General features: G+C 50.2%; 13 protein-coding genes, 1 tRNA gene, 3 rRNA genes and 1 other annotated feature. Of the genes, 7 read left to right on the top strand and 10 right to left on the bottom strand.

All coding sequences use genetic code 11. From position 1 onward, the window contains the following. Window positions 1-34: 34 nt before the first annotated feature. Window positions 35-1390 carry a CDP-diacylglycerol--serine O-phosphatidyltransferase gene (gene pssA, locus LG381_RS09990; protein ID WP_225762360.1) on the top strand — a complete coding sequence of 452 codons (1356 nt, stop codon included), beginning with the start codon at window positions 35-37 and terminating at the stop codon, window positions 1388-1390. Between the two features lie 45 nt (window positions 1391-1435). After that, the gene (locus LG381_RS09985; RefSeq protein WP_225762359.1) at window positions 1436-1759 is read left to right on the top strand and encodes a YfiM family lipoprotein; all 324 of its coding nucleotides are present in this window, start codon (window positions 1436-1438) and stop codon (window positions 1757-1759) included. Here the strand turns inward: LG381_RS09985 and kgtP are convergent. The 8 genes from kgtP to rluD all read right to left on the bottom strand — a co-directional run bounded on the left by kgtP (window position 1756) and on the right by rluD (window position 13462). Next, window positions 1756-3054, bottom strand: coding sequence for an alpha-ketoglutarate permease (kgtP, locus tag LG381_RS09980; RefSeq protein WP_225762358.1), 1299 nt, complete (start codon window positions 3052-3054; stop codon window positions 1756-1758). The two genes, LG381_RS09985 and kgtP, sit on opposite strands and share 4 nt — an antisense overlap. A gap of 543 nt (window positions 3055-3597) precedes the next feature. Continuing rightward, a 5S ribosomal RNA gene (gene rrf / locus LG381_RS09975) occupies window positions 3598-3713 on the bottom strand. A gap of 99 nt (window positions 3714-3812) precedes the next feature. Further along, window positions 3813-6715: ribosomal RNA gene (locus LG381_RS09970) — 23S ribosomal RNA — on the bottom strand. Window positions 6716-6906: 191 nt separating this feature from the next. After that, window positions 6907-6982 (bottom strand) — tRNA-Glu (locus LG381_RS09965). An 85-nt stretch (window positions 6983-7067) separates the two neighbouring features. Beyond that, window positions 7068-8609, bottom strand: a 16S ribosomal RNA gene (locus tag LG381_RS09960). Together the 16S, 23S and 5S rRNA genes with 1 tRNA gene alongside form the textbook arrangement of a ribosomal RNA operon. Window positions 8610-9050: 441 nt before the next feature. After that, window positions 9051-11624: an ATP-dependent chaperone ClpB gene (clpB, locus tag LG381_RS09955; RefSeq protein ID WP_002431841.1), complete on the bottom strand. Its 2574-nt coding sequence runs from the start codon at window positions 11622-11624 to the stop codon at window positions 9051-9053. 129 nt (window positions 11625-11753) lie between these two features. Further along, window positions 11754-12485, bottom strand: coding sequence for a purine nucleoside phosphorylase YfiH (gene yfiH / locus LG381_RS09950; protein WP_000040123.1), 732 nt, complete (start codon window positions 12483-12485; stop codon window positions 11754-11756). Further along, window positions 12482-13462 carry a 23S rRNA pseudouridine(1911/1915/1917) synthase RluD gene (gene rluD, locus LG381_RS09945; RefSeq protein ID WP_000079112.1) on the bottom strand — a complete coding sequence of 327 codons (981 nt, stop codon included), beginning with the start codon at window positions 13460-13462 and terminating at the stop codon, window positions 12482-12484. The genes yfiH and rluD overlap by 4 nt, the downstream gene beginning before the upstream one ends. A gap of 134 nt (window positions 13463-13596) precedes the next feature. Between rluD and bamD the strand changes: the two genes are divergently transcribed. The 4 genes from bamD to pheA all read left to right on the top strand — a co-directional run bounded on the left by bamD (window position 13597) and on the right by pheA (window position 16357). Further along, the gene (gene bamD, locus LG381_RS09940) at window positions 13597-14334 is read left to right on the top strand and encodes an outer membrane protein assembly factor BamD (RefSeq protein ID WP_000197682.1); all 738 of its coding nucleotides are present in this window, start codon (window positions 13597-13599) and stop codon (window positions 14332-14334) included. A 270-nt stretch (window positions 14335-14604) separates the two neighbouring features. Continuing rightward, window positions 14605-14946: a ribosome-associated translation inhibitor RaiA gene (raiA, locus tag LG381_RS09935; protein ID WP_000178456.1), complete on the top strand. Its 342-nt coding sequence runs from the start codon at window positions 14605-14607 to the stop codon at window positions 14944-14946. 102 nt (window positions 14947-15048) lie between these two features. Next, window positions 15049-15174: a sequence feature (Phe leader region), on the top strand. Then, complete coding sequence (gene pheL, locus LG381_RS09930) at window positions 15050-15097, top strand: pheA operon leader peptide PheL (protein ID WP_001386991.1); 48 nt, start codon at window positions 15050-15052, stop codon at window positions 15095-15097. (Overlaps the previous feature by 48 nt.) Window positions 15175-15196: 22 nt before the next feature. Next, window positions 15197-16357 carry a bifunctional chorismate mutase/prephenate dehydratase gene (gene pheA / locus LG381_RS09925; protein ID WP_000200136.1) on the top strand — a complete coding sequence of 387 codons (1161 nt, stop codon included), beginning with the start codon at window positions 15197-15199 and terminating at the stop codon, window positions 16355-16357. Window positions 16358-16396: 39 nt separating this feature from the next. Here pheA and tyrA read toward each other — a convergent pair whose 3' ends face one another. Together tyrA and aroF are read right to left on the bottom strand one after the other, a co-directional pair. Continuing rightward, on the bottom strand, window positions 16397-17518 hold the full coding sequence (gene tyrA / locus LG381_RS09920) for a bifunctional chorismate mutase/prephenate dehydrogenase (protein WP_000225241.1): 1122 nt from the start codon (window positions 17516-17518) through the stop codon (window positions 16397-16399). 10 nt (window positions 17519-17528) lie between these two features. Continuing rightward, a complete protein-coding gene (gene aroF / locus LG381_RS09915) occupies window positions 17529-18599 on the bottom strand; it encodes a 3-deoxy-7-phosphoheptulonate synthase AroF (RefSeq protein ID WP_001168056.1) in 1071 nt (356 codons plus the stop codon). 209 nt (window positions 18600-18808) lie between these two features. Between aroF and LG381_RS09910 the strand changes: the two genes are divergently transcribed. Next, a complete protein-coding gene (locus LG381_RS09910; protein WP_000976011.1) occupies window positions 18809-19174 on the top strand; it encodes a DUF2799 domain-containing protein in 366 nt (121 codons plus the stop codon). Window positions 19175-19294: the final 120 nt, after the last annotated feature.

The following is a 19294-nucleotide window of genomic DNA, read 5'->3' as shown; positions in this document are numbered from 1 at the left end:
GACCCTTCAATGAACAGAGAAGAAATGCACTGTGATGTTGTCAAAATTTAAGCGTAATAAACATCAACAACACCTTGCCCAACTACCCAAGATTTCTCAATCAGTTGATGATGTCGATTTCTTTTACGCTCCCGCCGACTTCCGGGAGACGCTGCTGGAAAAAATAGCCAGCGCGAAGCAGCGCATTTGCATTGTCGCCCTGTATCTCGAACAGGATGACGGTGGCAAAGGCATTCTGAACGCGTTGTATGAGGCTAAAAGGCAGCGTCCGGAACTGGATGTGCGGGTGCTGGTCGACTGGCATCGTGCACAGCGTGGACGCATTGGCGCTGCGGCATCTAACACTAACGCTGACTGGTACTGCCGCATGGCGCAGGAAAATCCGGGCGTAGATGTTCCGGTTTATGGCGTTCCAATCAATACCCGTGAAGCCCTTGGTGTTCTGCACTTTAAAGGCTTTATCATCGACGATAGCGTACTTTATAGCGGTGCCAGCCTGAACGATGTTTACCTGCATCAGCACGATAAATATCGCTACGACCGTTATCATCTGATCCGTAACCGTAAGATGTCAGACATTATGTTTGAATGGGTTACACAGAATATTATGAATGGTCGCGGCGTTAATCGTCTGGATGATGTTAATCGCCCAAAAAGTCCGGAAATCAAGAACGACATTCGCCTGTTCCGCCAGGAGCTGCGTGATGCCGCTTATCATTTCCAGGGCGATGCCGACAACGATCAGCTTTCCGTAACGCCGCTAGTGGGGCTGGGGAAATCGAGTCTGTTGAATAAGACCATTTTCCATCTTATGCCTTGTGCCGAGCAGAAACTAACCATCTGCACCCCCTACTTCAACTTGCCAGCAATCCTTGTGCGCAATATCATCCAGTTGCTGCGCGAAGGGAAAAAGGTCGAAATTATTGTTGGTGATAAAACCGCGAATGACTTCTACATTCCGGAAGATGAACCTTTCAAGATAATTGGCGCACTGCCTTATCTTTATGAGATCAATCTGCGTCGCTTCCTGAGCCGTTTGCAGTATTACGTCAATACTGACCAGTTAGTGGTTCGGTTATGGAAAGATGACGACAACACCTATCACCTGAAAGGGATGTGGGTTGATGATAAGTGGATGCTGGTAACCGGTAATAACCTGAACCCACGCGCCTGGCGTCTGGATCTGGAAAACGCCATTTTGATCCACGATCCGCAACTGGAGCTTGCACCACAGCGTGAGAAAGAACTGGAGCTGATCCGCGAGCATACCACCATCGTTAAGCACTACCGCGATCTGCAAAGTATTGGCGATTATCCGGTGAAAGTTCGCAAACTTATCCGCCGTTTGCGCCGTATCCGCATCGACCGATTAATTAGCCGCATCCTGTAATCACAACCCCGTCCTGTACGGGGTTTGTTTTTTGGAGGCCACGTTTTGCGTATTCTTTTTGTCTGTTCGCTATTGTTACTTTCTGGATGCAGCCACATGGCTAACGATAGCTGGAGCGGGCAGGATAAAGCTCAACACTTTATCGCCTCGGCGATGCTTTCTGCCGCCGGAAATGAATACGCACAGCATCAGGGAATGAGCTCTGACCGTAGCGCCACGTTCGGGCTGATGTTCTCTGTAGGGCTGGGCGCGTCAAAAGAACTTTGGGATAGCCGCCCTGAAGGGAGCGGCTGGAGCTGGAAAGATTTTGCCTGGGATGTCGCCGGTGCAACTACCGGCTATACCATCTGGCAACTGGCGCATCACTAAAGACGCATTCCCTTCCCTTTGCGATGCAATGTTAGTGAAACCAGAAATGCAATAACTGACATAAAGGTGACATACCAGAAGAAGGCTGTTTCCATTCCTACCGATTTCAACGATAACGCTACATACTCTGCGGAGCCACCAAATATAGCATTAGCTACCGCATATGACAGACCAACGCCTAATGCGCGAACCTGTGCCGGGAACATCTCAGCCTTCAGTATTCCACTGATTGAAGTATAAAAACTCACTATCAGCAGGGCGCACATCACCAGACCAAAAGCGGTATAAGGAGAGGAAACGTTCTGCAATGCTGAAAGAATCGGAACGGTAAAAATGGCTGCCAGAGAACCGAAACATAACATTGAAGTTCGGCGGCCAATCTTATCCGACAGTGCCCCAATGAGCGGCTGGATGAGCATAAATACAAACAGTGCTGCTGTCATAATGCCGCTTGCTACGTTTGCGTGCATTCCCGCAGTATTCACCAGATACTTCTGCATGTAAGTGGTGAAGGTATAGAAACAAAGGGAGCCCGCAGCGGTAAAACCGAGAACCATGATGAATGCTCGGCGATTGCGCCATAATCCTTTCAGAGATCCAGCTTCTTTTAAAGCGCGTGTTTCTTGTTGTGAAGTTTCATCCAATTGACGGCGTAACCACAACGCCACAACAGCTAACACAGCTCCTAACGCAAAAGGAATACGCCATCCCCACTCTCTGAGTGCAGCGTCTTCCATGGTGTGTTGTAAAACCACGACAACCAGTAGAGCTAGCAGTTGTCCGCCGATCAACGTGACATACTGAAATGAGGCATAAAAACCTTTACGACCTTCTACTGCGACTTCACTCATATAGGTGGCGCTAGTGCCATATTCTCCGCCAACGGATAATCCCTGAAATAAACGCGCGAGAAGCAATAATGCCGGAGCCCACGTACCGATTGTTTCATAACCAGGCAAACAGGCGATAACCAGTGAGCCGAAACACATCATACACACCGATAACAGCATCGATTTTTTGCGACCATGCTTATCGGCAATTCGACCAAATAACCAGCCGCCTATTGGGCGCATCAAGAATCCTGCTGCAAAAACACCGGCTGTTTGCAGTAGTTGAGTGGTCGTGTTACCAGAAGGGAAGAAGATGTGGGCGAAGTAGAGGGAACAAAACGAGTAGACGTAGAAATCAAACCATTCGACCAGGTTGCCTGAAGAGGCCCCTACAATTGCCCAGATGCGGCGACGAGTATCACTACTTGTCAGTTTGCCGTCTGCCGTTACAGTGCTTTCTGCCATGCCACTATTTCTCCTGCCATAATCCGATGCTTTGTCGGTTGCTGTTGTTTATTTTTTAGTAAAGTAAATGTTATACATTTGTTTCGTAAGGTTATTGTTGCGTAAGGTTATGCAACCTTAACAGTGACTTTAGTTAGCATGAGAACGGTTATTAAGGCGCTTCAGAAGAGATTTCTGGTAAGGAGAACGCATGGAAGTGGGGAAATTGATGAAACCGTATCCATTGCTGAATCTGGCGTATATGGGGGAATAATGCGCGGTTTCCCCCTACCGTGCCTGCGTAGACCGGACAAGACGCGCCAGCGTCGCATCCGGCATTTTTCTGCACCAGCGCAAAAAGGCCATCCTTGCGGATGGCCTTCTGCTTTATCTGATGCCTGGCAGTTTATGGCGGGCGGCCTGCCCCCCACCCTCCGGGCCGTTGCTTCGCAACGTTCAAATCCGCTCCCGGCGGATTTGTCCTGCTCAGGAGAGCGTTCACCGACAAACAACAGATAAAACAAAAGACCCAGTCTTCCGACTGAGCCTTTCGTTTTATTTGATGCCTGGCAGTTCCCTACTCTCGCATGGGGAGACCCCACACTACCATCGGCGCTACGGCGTTTCACTTCTGAGTTCGGCATGGGGTCAGGTGGGACCACCGCGCTACGGCCGCCAGGCAAATTCTGTTTTATCAACACGTCGTTCTTCAACATGTCGATTTAATCTGTATCAGGCTGAAAATCTTCTCTCATCCGCCAAAACAGCTTCGGCGTTGTAAGGTTAAGCCTCACGGTTCATTAGTACCGGTTAGCTCAACGCATCGCTGCGCTTACACACCCGGCCTATCAACGTCGTCGTCTTCAACGTTCCTTCAGGACTCTCAGGGAGTCAGGGAGAACTCATCTCGGGGCAAGTTTCGTGCTTAGATGCTTTCAGCACTTATCTCTTCCGCATTTAGCTACCGGGCAGTGCCATTGGCATGACAACCCGAACACCAGTGATGCGTCCACTCCGGTCCTCTCGTACTAGGAGCAGCCCCCCTCAGTTCTCCAGCGCCCACGGCAGATAGGGACCGAACTGTCTCACGACGTTCTAAACCCAGCTCGCGTACCACTTTAAATGGCGAACAGCCATACCCTTGGGACCTACTTCAGCCCCAGGATGTGATGAGCCGACATCGAGGTGCCAAACACCGCCGTCGATATGAACTCTTGGGCGGTATCAGCCTGTTATCCCCGGAGTACCTTTTATCCGTTGAGCGATGGCCCTTCCATTCAGAACCACCGGATCACTATGACCTGCTTTCGCACCTGCTCGCGCCGTCACGCTCGCAGTCAAGCTGGCTTATGCCATTGCACTAACCTCCTGATGTCCGACCAGGATTAGCCAACCTTCGTGCTCCTCCGTTACTCTTTAGGAGGAGACCGCCCCAGTCAAACTACCCACCAGACACTGTCCGCAACCCGGATCACGGGTCAACGTTAGAACATCAAACATTAAAGGGTGGTATTTCAAGGTCGGCTCCATGCAGACTGGCGTCCACACTTCAAAGCCTCCCACCTATCCTACACATCAAGGCTCAATGTTCAGTGTCAAGCTATAGTAAAGGTTCACGGGGTCTTTCCGTCTTGCCGCGGGTACACTGCATCTTCACAGCGAGTTCAATTTCACTGAGTCTCGGGTGGAGACAGCCTGGCCATCATTACGCCATTCGTGCAGGTCGGAACTTACCCGACAAGGAATTTCGCTACCTTAGGACCGTTATAGTTACGGCCGCCGTTTACCGGGGCTTCGATCAAGAGCTTCGCTTGCGCTGACCCCATCAATTAACCTTCCGGCACCGGGCAGGCGTCACACCGTATACGTCCACTTTCGTGTTTGCACAGTGCTGTGTTTTTAATAAACAGTTGCAGCCAGCTGGTATCTTCGACTGATTTCAGCTCCATGAGTAAATCACTTCACCTACATATCAGCGTGCCTTCTCCCGAAGTTACGGCACCATTTTGCCTAGTTCCTTCACCCGAGTTCTCTCAAGCGCCTTGGTATTCTCTACCTGACCACCTGTGTCGGTTTGGGGTACGATTTGATGTTACCTGATGCTTAGAGGCTTTTCCTGGAAGCAGGGCATTTGTTGCTTCAGCACCGTAGTGCCTCGTCATCACGCCTCAGCCTTGATTTTCCGGATTTGCCTGGAAAACCAGCCTACACGCTTAAACCGGGACAACCGTCGCCCGGCCAACATAGCCTTCTCCGTCCCCCCTTCGCAGTAACACCAAGTACAGGAATATTAACCTGTTTCCCATCGACTACGCCTTTCGGCCTCGCCTTAGGGGTCGACTCACCCTGCCCCGATTAACGTTGGACAGGAACCCTTGGTCTTCCGGCGAGCGGGCTTTTCACCCGCTTTATCGTTACTTATGTCAGCATTCGCACTTCTGATACCTCCAGCATGCCTCACAGCACACCTTCACAGGCTTACAGAACGCTCCCCTACCCAACAACACATAGTGTCGCTGCCGCAGCTTCGGTGCATGGTTTAGCCCCGTTACATCTTCCGCGCAGGCCGACTCGACCAGTGAGCTATTACGCTTTCTTTAAATGATGGCTGCTTCTAAGCCAACATCCTGGCTGTCTGGGCCTTCCCACATCGTTTCCCACTTAACCATGACTTTGGGACCTTAGCTGGCGGTCTGGGTTGTTTCCCTCTTCACGACGGACGTTAGCACCCGCCGTGTGTCTCCCGTGATAACATTCTCCGGTATTCGCAGTTTGCATCGGGTTGGTAAGTCGGGATGACCCCCTTGCCGAAACAGTGCTCTACCCCCGGAGATGAATTCACGAGGCGCTACCTAAATAGCTTTCGGGGAGAACCAGCTATCTCCCGGTTTGATTGGCCTTTCACCCCCAGCCACAAGTCATCCGCTAATTTTTCAACATTAGTCGGTTCGGTCCTCCAGTTAGTGTTACCCAACCTTCAACCTGCCCATGGCTAGATCACCGGGTTTCGGGTCTATACCCTGCAACTTAACGCCCAGTTAAGACTCGGTTTCCCTTCGGCTCCCCTATTCGGTTAACCTTGCTACAGAATATAAGTCGCTGACCCATTATACAAAAGGTACGCAGTCACCCCATAAAAGAGGCTCCCACTGCTTGTACGTACACGGTTTCAGGTTCTTTTTCACTCCCCTCGCCGGGGTTCTTTTCGCCTTTCCCTCACGGTACTGGTTCACTATCGGTCAGTCAGGAGTATTTAGCCTTGGAGGATGGTCCCCCCATATTCAGACAGGATACCACGTGTCCCGCCCTACTCATCGAGCTCACAGTATGTGCATTTTTGTGTACGGGGCTGTCACCCTGTATCGCGCGCCTTTCCAGACGCTTCCACTAACACACACACTGATTCAGGCTCTGGGCTGCTCCCCGTTCGCTCGCCGCTACTGGGGGAATCTCGGTTGATTTCTTTTCCTCGGGGTACTTAGATGTTTCAGTTCCCCCGGTTCGCTTCATTAACCTATGGATTCAGTTAATGATAGTGTGACGAATCACACTGGGTTTCCCCATTCGGAAATCGCCGGTTATAACGGTTCATATCACCTTACCGACGCTTATCGCAGATTAGCACGTCCTTCATCGCCTCTGACTGCCAGGGCATCCACCGTGTACGCTTAGTCGCTTAACCTCACAACCCGAAGATGTTTCGTAAAACACCATCGTGTTGCGAAAATTTGAGAGACTCACGAACAACTTTCGTTGTTCAGTGTTTCAATTTTCAGCTTGATCCAGATTTTTAAAGAGCAAATATCTCAAACATCACCCGAAGATGAGTTTTGAGATATTAAGGCAGGTGACTTTCACTCACAAACCAGCAAGTGGCGTCCCCTAGGGGATTCGAACCCCTGTTACCGCCGTGAAAGGGCGGTGTCCTGGGCCTCTAGACGAAGGGGACGTATCAGTCTGCTTCGCAAGACGCCTTGCTTTTCACTTTCTATCAGACAATCTGTGTGAGCACTTCAAAGTACGTTTCTTTAAGGTAAGGAGGTGATCCAACCGCAGGTTCCCCTACGGTTACCTTGTTACGACTTCACCCCAGTCATGAATCACAAAGTGGTAAGCGCCCTCCCGAAGGTTAAGCTACCTACTTCTTTTGCAACCCACTCCCATGGTGTGACGGGCGGTGTGTACAAGGCCCGGGAACGTATTCACCGTGGCATTCTGATCCACGATTACTAGCGATTCCGACTTCATGGAGTCGAGTTGCAGACTCCAATCCGGACTACGACGCACTTTATGAGGTCCGCTTGCTCTCGCGAGGTCGCTTCTCTTTGTATGCGCCATTGTAGCACGTGTGTAGCCCTGGTCGTAAGGGCCATGATGACTTGACGTCATCCCCACCTTCCTCCAGTTTATCACTGGCAGTCTCCTTTGAGTTCCCGGCCAAACCGCTGGCAACAAAGGATAAGGGTTGCGCTCGTTGCGGGACTTAACCCAACATTTCACAACACGAGCTGACGACAGCCATGCAGCACCTGTCTCACAGTTCCCGAAGGCACCAATCCATCTCTGGAAAGTTCTGTGGATGTCAAGACCAGGTAAGGTTCTTCGCGTTGCATCGAATTAAACCACATGCTCCACCGCTTGTGCGGGCCCCCGTCAATTCATTTGAGTTTTAACCTTGCGGCCGTACTCCCCAGGCGGTCGACTTAACGCGTTAGCTCCGGAAGCCACGCCTCAAGGGCACAACCTCCAAGTCGACATCGTTTACGGCGTGGACTACCAGGGTATCTAATCCTGTTTGCTCCCCACGCTTTCGCACCTGAGCGTCAGTCTTCGTCCAGGGGGCCGCCTTCGCCACCGGTATTCCTCCAGATCTCTACGCATTTCACCGCTACACCTGGAATTCTACCCCCCTCTACGAGACTCAAGCCTGCCAGTATCAGATGCAGTTCCCAGGTTGAGCCCGGGGATTTCACATCTGACTTAACAGACCGCCTGCGTGCGCTTTACGCCCAGTAATTCCGATTAACGCTTGCACCCTCCGTATTACCGCGGCTGCTGGCACGGAGTTAGCCGGTGCTTCTTCTGCGGGTAACGTCAATGAGCAAAGGTATTAACTTTACTCCCTTCCTCCCCGCTGAAAGTACTTTACAACCCGAAGGCCTTCTTCATACACGCGGCATGGCTGCATCAGGCTTGCGCCCATTGTGCAATATTCCCCACTGCTGCCTCCCGTAGGAGTCTGGACCGTGTCTCAGTTCCAGTGTGGCTGGTCATCCTCTCAGACCAGCTAGGGATCGTCGCCTAGGTGAGCCGTTACCCCACCTACTAGCTAATCCCATCTGGGCACATCCGATGGCAAGAGGCCCGAAGGTCCCCCTCTTTGGTCTTGCGACGTTATGCGGTATTAGCTACCGTTTCCAGTAGTTATCCCCCTCCATCAGGCAGTTTCCCAGACATTACTCACCCGTCCGCCACTCGTCAGCGAAACAGCAAGCTGTTTCCTGTTACCGTTCGACTTGCATGTGTTAGGCCTGCCGCCAGCGTTCAATCTGAGCCATGATCAAACTCTTCAATTTAAAAGTTTGATGCTCAAAGAATTAAACTTCGTAATGAATTACGTGTTCACTCTTGAGACTTGGTATTCATTTTTCGTCTTGCGACGTTAAGAATCCGTATCTTCGAGTGCCCACACAGATTGTCTGATAAATTGTTAAAGAGCAGTGCCGCTTCGCTTTTTCTCAGCGGCACGGGGTGTGCATAATACGCTTTCCCGCTACAGAGTCAAGCATTTTTTTGCTTTTCTCTGTTGAGATTCTCAGGAGAACCCCGCTGACCCGGCGGCGTGTTTGCCGTTGTTCCGTGTCAGTGGTGGCGCATTATAGGGAGTTATTCCGGCCTGACAAGCGAAAAATATAAAAACTTTATCGTTCGCTCATTTTTCAGGCAAAACATCTTAAATATAGTCTTTTCCGTCTAATTTATAGACAAAAACGAGCCCCGAAGGGCTCGTTTTAGCATTACTGGACGGCGACAATCCTGTCTTCATTAACTTCCAGGCGAATAACTTTACCCGGAACCAATTCACCAGACAGTATTTGCTGTGCCAGCGGGTTTTCGATCTGCTGCTGGATAGCACGTTTCAGAGGACGTGCACCATAGACCGGATCGTAACCGTTCTCGCTCAGCAGTTTCAGCGCCTCGTCAGAAATGTGGATTTCATAACCACGTTCTTCCAGACGTTTGTACAGACGTTTCAACTGAATCTGCGCAATCGACGCAATGTGCTGTTCACCCAGCGGATGGAAGACCACCACTTCATCGATACGGTTAATAAATTCCGGACGGAAGTTATGGCTTACCACACCGAGCACCAGCTCTTTCATGTGCGCATAATCCAGTTCACCGAAGCGTTCCTGAATCAAATCGGAACCGAGGTTAGAGGTCATAATGACAACCGTATTACGGAAGTCGACCGTTCTCCCCTGCCCGTCAGTCAGACGCCCATCATCCAGTACCTGTAACAGAATGTTGAAAACATCCGGATGCGCTTTTTCCACTTCATCCAGCAGGATGACGGAATACGGACGACGACGCACCGCTTCGGTCAGGTAGCCACCTTCCTCATAACCGACATATCCCGGAGGCGCACCAACCAGACGAGACACCGAGTGTTTCTCCATAAACTCGGACATATCGATACGAACCATCGCCTCGTCGCTATCGAACATAAAGTTCGCCAGCGCCTTACAAAGTTCAGTTTTACCCACACCAGTTGGGCCGAGGAACAGGAATGAACCAATCGGGCGATTTGGATCCGCCAGCCCCGCACGGCTACGACGAATAGCGTTCGATACCGCATCAACCGCTTCGTTCTGACCAATAACGCGATGGTGCAGTTCTTGTTCCATACGCAGCAGTTTTTCGCGCTCGCTTTCCATCATGCGAGAAACAGGAATCCCCGTCCAACGCGCCAGCACTTCAGCAATTTCGGCGTCGGTCACTTTATTACGCAACAGACGCATAGTTTTGCCTTCCAGCTGCGTTGCGGCTTCCAGTTGTTTTTCGAGTTCCGGAATTTTGCCGTATTGCAGTTCAGACATCCGCGCCAGGTCACCTACACGGCGAGCCTGTTCAATAGCGATTTTCGCCTGTTCCAGTTCTGCTTTAATGGTCTGTGTACCAGAAAGCGATGCTTTCTCTGCTTTCCACTCTTCTTCTAACTCGGAGTACTGACGTTCTTTGTCGCTCAGTTCTTCGTTGAGCATATCCAGGCGTTTTTTACTGGCTTCATCAGACTCTTTCATTAACGCCTGTTGTTCCAGTTTGAGCTGGATGATACGACGATCGAGTCGGTCGAGTTCTTCTGGTTTTGAGTCAATCTGCATACGAATGCTGGATGCTGCTTCATCGATCAGGTCGATGGCTTTATCCGGCAGTTGACGGTCAGCAATGTAGCGATGAGACAACGTCGCCGCTGCAACAATTGCCGGGTCAGTAATTTGCACATGGTGGTGCAGTTCGTAACGTTCTTTCAGGCCACGCAGAATAGCAATGGTGTCTTCCACCGTTGGTTCGGCAACAAACACCTTCTGGAAACGACGTTCCAGAGCAGCATCTTTTTCGATGTACTGACGATATTCGTCCAGCGTTGTGGCACCTACACAGTGCAGCTCACCACGAGCCAGCGCCGGTTTCAGCATGTTCCCGGCATCCATTGCGCCGTCCGCTTTACCCGCGCCAACCATAGTATGTAATTCGTCGATAAACAGGATGACATTGCCTTCCTGTTTAGCGAGATCGTTAAGCACGCCTTTTAAGCGTTCTTCAAACTCACCGCGATATTTCGCCCCTGCCACCAGCGCGCCCATATCCAGCGCCAGTACGCGGCGGCCTTTCAGCCCTTCCGGAACTTCACCATTGATAATACGCTGCGCCAGACCTTCAACGATGGCAGTTTTACCGACGCCGGGTTCACCAATCAGCACTGGGTTATTTTTAGTACGACGTTGCAGTACCTGAATGGTACGGCGAATTTCTTCATCACGACCAATCACCGGATCGAGTTTGCCCTGCTCGGCTCGTTCGGTGAGGTCAATGGTGTATTTTTTCAAAGCCTGACGTTGGTCTTCAGCTCCTTGATCGTTCACGCTTTCACCTCCACGCATTTGTTCAATCGCTTGAGTAATGTTGGCGGTGGTCGCCCCTGCTGCTTTCAGGATGTCGGCCAGCGTGCCGCGAGACTCAAGTGCCGCCAGAACGAACAGTTCTGACGAGATAAAGTTATCACCACGTTTTTGCGCCAGCTTGTCGCAAAGATTAAGAACGCGCACCAGATCCTGTGATGGCTGGACATCACCACCAGTACCTTCAACCTGCGGTAAACGATTTAATGCCTGATTGATATCTGTGCGCAACTGGCCAGCATTAATGCCAGCGGATGTTAATAAAGGACTAACCGAACCCCCTTCCTGATTCAGCAGGGCGCTCATTAAATGAAGTGGTTCGATGAATTGGTTGTCGTGCCCGAGTGCAAGTGATTGGGCATCGGCAAGAGCAAGCTGGAATTTATTAGTAAGACGATCCAGACGCATAACTCCTCCCATAACGGATCAAAGTTGCTACTGGAGATTAAATGAGGTCATCCCTCAATTATTCAAGGTTATTGACCAGATTAATGTGAAAAGAAAATCACGCGTACCGGATCGTCTTGATTCTTTAGGTTATATCAGCCAAATGAAACTTGCCATACGACCCGTAGTCTTGTCGCGACGATAAGAGAAGAAAGTCTCATTTTCCGTATATGTACAACGGTCGCCGCCGAAAATCTGCTCAACACCAACGCTCGCCAGACGCTGCCGGGCAAGCTGATAAATATCCGCCAGAAACTTATCACCATGCTGAATGAAAGCTGCACTCGCTTTGGCGTCTACAGCCATAAACGCTTCACGAACCTCCGCCCCCACTTCAAACGCGCGTGGACCAATTGCCGGCCCTAACCAGGCGAGAATGTTTTCGGGATTATCAGCAAAACAGGAAACCGTCTCTTCCAGCACGCCAGCGCACAGTCCACGCCAGCCAGCATGAGCGGCGGCGACTTCCGTTCCCGCACGATTACAAAACAGCACGGGCAGGCAGTCGGCAGTCATCACAGCACAAACCGTACCGGGCGTGTGGCTATAAGAGGCATCCGCTCGTTTTGAAGCATAAGGTTCGCCAGTAAGCTTAAGCACATCTTTGCCGTGTACCTGCTCAAGCCAGACCGGTTTTGAAGGCAAATTGCCCGCAGCAAAAAGTCGCTTGCGATTCTCCTCAACGTGATCCGGGTTATCGCCACAATGGGCACCCAGGTTGAGCGAGTCATACGGCGGCAAGCTCACGCCGCCGATACGAGTAGAGCTACAGGCCGCAACACCTTTTGGCAGCGGCCACTGCGGGACAATCAGTTTACTCATAACCAGTCCACTTCATCCTTATGCTCTTCGAAATCGGCGCGCATCACCTCAATCAGCTCCACCATATCTTGTGGAATAGGCGCATGCCATTCCATTTCGATACCGGAGATTGGGTGATAAAGACGCAGCATGGTTGCATGTAGCGCCTGGCGGTCAAACTTACGCAGCGTGGAGATAAATGCTTCCGAAGCCCCTTTTGGCGGACGCGGACGGCCACCATAAACCGGATCGCCCACCAGCGGATGAGTGATATGGGCCATATGCACGCGGATCTGGTGCGTACGTCCAGTTTCCAGACGCAACCGCAGACGCGTGTGCACACGGAAATGTTCCATAATGCGATAGTGAGTGACCGCCGGTTTGCCCATTGGATGCACCGCCATATGGGTACGTTTGGTCGGGTGACGACTAATTGGCTCATCCACCGTACCGCCAGCGGTCATATGACCAATTGCCACCGCTTCGTACTCACGAGTAATTTCACGCCGTTGCAAAGATTCGACTAAACGCGTCTGAGCCGGAACGGTTTTTGCGACAACCATCAGACCAGTGGTGTCTTTATCCAGACGATGGACAATGCCCGCACGTGGAACATCAGCAATGGGCGGATAGTAATGAAGCAACGCATTCAGTACCGTACCATCCGGATTACCCGCGCCAGGATGTACCACCAGGTCGCGTGGTTTATTAATGACGATGATATCTTCATCTTCATAGACGATATCCAGCGGGATATCCTGCGGTTCAAAACGCGCTTCTTCTTCAATCTCAGCGTTGATGGCCACCTGCTCGCCACCCAATACTTTTTCTTTCGGCTTATCACAAACTTTGCCGTTAACCAGCACGCGCTGGTCGAGGATCCATTCTTTTATCCGCGAACGTGAATAATCCGGGAACATTTCGGCCAAAGCCTGATCTAAGCGTTGACCGAGTTGGTTTTCGGACACCGTTGCAGTGAGCTGTACTCGTTGTGCCATATATACTGCTTCTTCGTTTATCGTTGGGGTTTTACGGCTTTGCCGTTTAATATAGTGTGCTATTGTAGCTGGTCTTAACCGGGAGCAGGAACAGAGAATCTCCCGTATTACATTTTGAGGAAAGTCAAAACGTCATGACGCGCATGAAATATCTGGTGGCAGCCGCCACACTAAGCCTGTTTTTGGCGGGTTGCTCGGGGTCAAAGGAAGAAGTACCTGATAATCCGCCAAATGAAATTTACGCGACTGCACAACAAAAGCTGCAGGACGGTAACTGGAGACAGGCAATAACGCAACTGGAAGCGTTAGATAATCGCTATCCGTTTGGTCCGTATTCGCAGCAGGTGCAGCTGGATCTCATCTACGCCTACTATAAAAACGCCGATTTGCCGTTAGCACAGGCTGCCATCGATCGTTTTATTCGCCTTAACCCGACCCATCCGAATATCGATTATGTCATGTACATGCGTGGCCTGACCAATATGGCGCTCGATGACAGTGCGCTGCAAGGGTTCTTTGGCGTTGACCGTAGCGATCGCGATCCTCAACATGCACGAGCTGCGTTTAGTGACTTTTCCAAACTGGTGCGCGGCTATCCGAACAGTCAGTACACCACCGATGCCACCAAACGTCTGGTATTCCTGAAAGATCGTCTGGCGAAATATGAATACTCCGTTGCTGAGTACTATACAGAACGTGGTGCATGGGTTGCCGTCGTTAACCGTGTAGAAGGCATGTTGCGCGATTACCCGGATACCAAGGCTACACGTGATGCGCTGCCGCTGATGGAAAATGCATACCGTCAGATGCAGATGAATGCGCAAGCTGAAAAAGTAGCTAAAATCATCGCCGCAAACAGCAGCAATACATAACAGAAACCTGAAACACAAAACGGCAGCCCTTGAGCTGCCGTTTTTTTATTCTGTCAGTTGTGAAACTGAAGCGATTTAGTCACTACCGATCTCATCAAATATGGCTCGCTTTGAGATATTCCTCAAGTAAAAAAACACCTCTTCCTGCGATTTCTCACAAAAAAGCCTCATTGACAAAAAGTGACAAAATTATGAGATTTCCATCACACATTTTGACATCAGGAACGGTATGCTGAATTCACCAAGACGGGAAGACAAGAGGTAAAATTTATGACAATGAACATTACCAGCAAACAAATGGAAATTACTCCGGCCATCCGCCAACATGTCGCAGACCGTCTCGCCAAACTGGAAAAATGGCAAACACATCTGATTAATCCACATATCATTTTGTCCAAAGAGCCACAAGGGTTCGTTGCTGACGCCACAATCAATACACCTAACGGCGTTCTGGTTGCCAGTGGTAAACATGAAGATATGTACACCGCAATTAACGAATTGATCAACAAGCTGGAACGGCAGCTCAATAAACTGCAGCACAAAGGCGAAGCACGTCGTGCCGCAACATCGGTGAAAGACGCCAACTTCGTCGAAGAAGTTGAAGAAGAGTAGTCCTTTATATTGAGTGTATCGCCAACGCGCCTTCGGGCGCGTTTTTTGTTGACAGCGTGAAAACAGTACAGGTACTGTACTTAAGTCGCTTAAGGAAACAAACATGAAACACACGCCGTTCTTCTTCGCATTCTTTTTTACCTTCCCCTGAATGGGAGGCGTTTCGTCGTGTGAAACAGAATGCGAAGACGAACAATAAGGCCTCCCAAACCGGGGGGCCTTTTTTATTGATAACAAAAAAGGCAACACTATGACATCGGAAAACCCATTACTGGCGCTGCGCGAGAAAATCAGCGCGCTGGATGAAAAATTACTGGCGTTACTGGCAGAGCGGCGTGAACTGGCTGTCGAGGTGGGAAAAGCCAAACTGCTCTCTCATCGCCCCGTGCGTGATATTGATCGTGAACGCGATTTACTGGAAAGATTAATTACGCTCGGTAAAACGCACCATCTGGACGCCCATTACATTACTCGCCTGTTCCAGCTCATCATTGAAGATTCCGTATTAACTCAGCAGGCACTGCTCCAGCAGCATCTCAATAAAATTAATCCACATTCAGCACGTATTGCTTTTCTCGGCCCTAAAGGTTCCTATTCACACCTTGCCGCACGTCAGTACGCTGCTCGCCATTTCGAACAATTTATTGAAAGCGGTTGCGCAAAATTTGCTGATATTTTTAATCAGGTGGAAACCGGTCAGGCCGACTATGCGGTAGTACCGATTGAGAATACCAGTTCAGGTGCCATAAACGACGTTTACGATCTACTACAACATACCAGCTTATCGATTGTTGGCGAGATGACGCTGACCATCGATCACTGCCTGCTGGTTTCTGGTACTACAGATTTATCAACCATCACCACAGTCTACAGCCATCCACAGCCGTTCCAGCAATGCAGTAAATTTCTTAATCGTTACCCGCACTGGAAGATTGAATATACCGAAAGTACGTCTGCGGCGATGGAAAAGGTTGCACAGGCAAAATCACCGCATGTTGCTGCACTGGGGAGCGAGGCAGGCGGCACTTTGTACGGTTTACAGGTACTGGAACGTATTGAGGCAAATCAGCGACAAAACTTCACCCGATTTGTGGTGCTGGCACGTAAAGCGATTAACGTGTCTGACCAGGTTCCGGCAAAAACCACATTATTAATGGCGACCGGACAACAAGCTGGTGCACTGGTAGAAGCATTGCTGGTACTACGTAACCATAATCTGATTATGACCCGTCTGGAATCACGCCCGATTCACGGTAATCCGTGGGAAGAGATGTTTTATCTGGATATTCAGGCCAATCTTGAATCAGCGGAAATGCAAAAAGCATTGAAAGAGTTAGGTGAAATTACCCGTTCGATGAAGGTATTAGGCTGTTACCCAAGTGAGAATGTAGTGCCTGTTGACCCGGCGTGATGAAATCGTGCCGGGTGATGCCTCCCCGGCACAAGATGACTACTGGCGACTGTCGTTCGCCTGACGCAATAACACGCGGCTTTCACTCTGGAAGCGTTGCGCATAATCGCCAAACCAGTTTTCCACCTTGCGGAAACTGTCGATAAACGCCTGCTTGTCCCCCTTCTCCAGCAGCTCAATTGCCTCGCCAAAACGCTTATAGTAACGCTTGATCAACGCCAGATTACGTTCTGACGACATAATGATGTCGGCATAAAGCTGCGGATCCTGAGCAAACAGTCGCCCAACCATCGCCAGCTCAAGGCGGTAAATGGGCGAAGAGAGCGCCAGAAGTTGCTCAAGCTGAACATTTTCTTCTGCCAGATGCAAACCATAAGCAAAAGTGGCAAAGTGGCGCAGTGCCTGAATAAACGCCATATTCTGATCGTGCTCGACGGCGCTAATCCGATGCAGCCGCGCGCCCCAAACCTGAATTTGCTCCAGAAACCATTGATATGCTTCCGGCTGGCGTCCATCACACCAGACCACCACCTGCTTCGCCAGACTGCCGCTGTCCGGGCCAAACATCGGGTGAAGTCCCAACACCGGACCATCATGTGCCGCCAGCATGGCCTGTAACGGTCCATTTTTCACCGATGCCAGATCGACCAGAATACAATCCTGCGGTAAAGGCGGTAATTTGGCGATAACCTGTTCGGTCACATGAATCGGCACACTGACAATCACCATTCCGGCATCGGCAACAATATCAGCTGCACGTTCCCAGTCATGTTGCTCCAGAATCCGCACCTGATAACCTGATAGGGTCAGCATCTTCTCGAACAAGCGCCCCATCTGACCGCCACCACCGACGATAACCACCGGGCGCAACGTAGGGCAAAGCGTTTTAAAACCTTTGTCATTCTCGCTGGAGTAGGACTCCCGCATCACCCGACGCAGGATATCCTCAATAAGATCTGGCGGTACACCCAGGGCTTCCGCCTCAGCGCGACGCGAGGCCAGCATAGATGCCTCACGCTCCGGGACATAAATAGGCAGTCCAAAGCGGCTTTTCACCTCACCGACTTCGGCGACCAGTTCCAGACGCTTCGCTAATAAATTCAGCAGCTCTTTATCGACTTCATCAATTTGATCGCGTAACGCGGTCAACTCAGCAACCATAATAAACCTCTTAAGCCACGCGTGCCGTCAGCTGCCCGTTCAGATCCTGATGAATCTCACGCAGCAAGGCATCGGTCATTTCCCAACTGATGCAGGCATCGGTTACGGATACACCGTATTTCATTTCGCTGCGCGGTTGCTCGGAAGACTGATTGCCTTCGTGGATGTTACTTTCGATCATCAGACCAATAATTGAGCGATTACCGTCTTTAATCTGGGCAACCACGGACTCTGCCACCGCAGGCTGACGGCGATAATCTTTATTGGAATTACCGTGACTGCAATCTACCATCAGAGACGGACGCAGTCCCGCCTGTTCCATCTCTTTTTCACATTGCGCGACATCTGCAGGGCTGTAGTTCGGCGCTTTACCGCCACGCAGGATCACATGTCCGTCCGGATTCCCCTGAGTTTGTAGCAACGCAACCTGCCCTGCCTGGTTAATACCAACAAAACGGTGTGGCTGGGCAGCAGCGCGCATGGCGTTAATTGCCGTTGCCAGACTGCCGTCGGTGCCGTTTTTAAAACCAACCGGCATAGACAGCCCGGATGCCATTTCACGGTGCGTTTGCGATTCCGTGGTACGAGCACCAATTGCCGACCAGCTAAACAAATCGCCCAGGTATTGCGGGCTATTTGGATCTAACGCTTCCGTCGCCAGCGGAAGCCCCATGCTCACCAGTTCAAGCAGCAATTTACGCGCGATTTGCAGACCGGCTTCGACGTCAAAAGAGCCATCCATATGAGGATCGTTAATTAACCCTTTCCAGCCGACAGTCGTACGGGGTTTTTCAAAATAGACGCGCATCACCAGATAGAGGCTATCGCTGACCTCTGCGGCAAGGGCTTTAAATCGACGAGCGTATTCCAGAGCGGTTTCAGGATCATGAATGGAACAAGGACCACACACCACCAACAGACGAGGATCGCGCCCGGCGATAATATCTGAAATAGTTTTACGCGAATCAGCAATCTGGGCTTCTTGTTGCTGGCTTAATGGAAAAGCGGCCTTCAACTGTTCCGGGGTCATCAGAACCTGTTCGTCGGTAATGTGTACGTTATTCAGCGCGTCTTTTTGCATGATGGCGATCCTGTTTATGCTCGTTTGCGATAGTTGATCCTCAATGAGGATGACGTAACGATAACACAGCGAGTAAAGATTTCAATCCAAATTACGTAAATATTACTTTACAGATACAATTTTAATAAGCTACAAGCCACAAAATTCGTATAAATAAATTTACACCATCATTAAAAACAATCCGCTATGCTTTGAAAAAAGGAGAGAAAATGATGAAAAAATTTATCGGTTCCTTGTTGGCTTTGGTGGTTAGTGGTTGCCAGATTGATCCTTATACTCACGCGCCAAACTTAACCAGCACCGACTGGTATGATGTTGGTATGGAAGATGCAATATCTGGCATTGCCATAAAAGATCGCGATACATTTAGCGATTCACAGGCTGATCGGGGGGTATACCTTAAAGGATATGCCGAAGGACAAAAGAAAACCTGCCAAATCGATTTTACTTATGCCAGAGGGCTTTCCGGTAAAAGTTTCCCTGCCAGCTGCAACAATGTTGAAAATGCCAACCAACTACATGAAGCATGGCAAAAAGGGGCAGATGAAAATGCCAGCACGATGCGATTGAATTAACTGGAGCGCCTCAATAAATTAATCATAAGATTTAACTCATTCAAACTTTAATTCTCATCGTGATGACGCCCGCATAAAAGAATGATATTTTAATGAGCATTCTGAAAAAATTATCGATGC

Source organism: Escherichia sp. Marseille-Q3837, assembly GCF_916618735.1.
In the GTDB taxonomy this organism is placed as follows: Bacteria; Pseudomonadota; Gammaproteobacteria; order Enterobacterales; family Enterobacteriaceae; genus Escherichia; species Escherichia ruysiae.
This window is presented reverse-complemented; position numbering and strand designations above follow the sequence as displayed.

What these genes read in the sequence shown, in the direction of transcription:
- pssA (WP_225762360.1), top strand. Translation starts at nt 35, where the DNA reads ATGTTGTCAAAATTTAAGCGTAATAAACATCAACAACACCTTGCCCAA.
- kgtP (WP_225762358.1), bottom strand. Translation starts at nt 3,054, where the DNA reads ATGGCAGAAAGCACTGTAACGGCAGACGGCAAACTGACAAGTAGTGAT.
- clpB (WP_002431841.1), bottom strand. Translation starts at nt 11,624, where the DNA reads ATGCGTCTGGATCGTCTTACTAATAAATTCCAGCTTGCTCTTGCCGAT.
- yfiH (WP_000040123.1), bottom strand. Translation starts at nt 12,485, where the DNA reads ATGAGTAAACTGATTGTCCCGCAGTGGCCGCTGCCAAAAGGTGTTGCG.
- rluD (WP_000079112.1), bottom strand. Translation starts at nt 13,462, where the DNA reads ATGGCACAACGAGTACAGCTCACTGCAACGGTGTCCGAAAACCAACTC.
- bamD (WP_000197682.1), top strand. Translation starts at nt 13,597, where the DNA reads ATGACGCGCATGAAATATCTGGTGGCAGCCGCCACACTAAGCCTGTTT.
- raiA (WP_000178456.1), top strand. Translation starts at nt 14,605, where the DNA reads ATGACAATGAACATTACCAGCAAACAAATGGAAATTACTCCGGCCATC.
- pheA (WP_000200136.1), top strand. Translation starts at nt 15,197, where the DNA reads ATGACATCGGAAAACCCATTACTGGCGCTGCGCGAGAAAATCAGCGCG.
- tyrA (WP_000225241.1), bottom strand. Translation starts at nt 17,518, where the DNA reads ATGGTTGCTGAGTTGACCGCGTTACGCGATCAAATTGATGAAGTCGAT.
- aroF (WP_001168056.1), bottom strand. Translation starts at nt 18,599, where the DNA reads ATGCAAAAAGACGCGCTGAATAACGTACACATTACCGACGAACAGGTT.
- LG381_RS09910 (WP_000976011.1), top strand. Translation starts at nt 18,809, where the DNA reads ATGATGAAAAAATTTATCGGTTCCTTGTTGGCTTTGGTGGTTAGTGGT.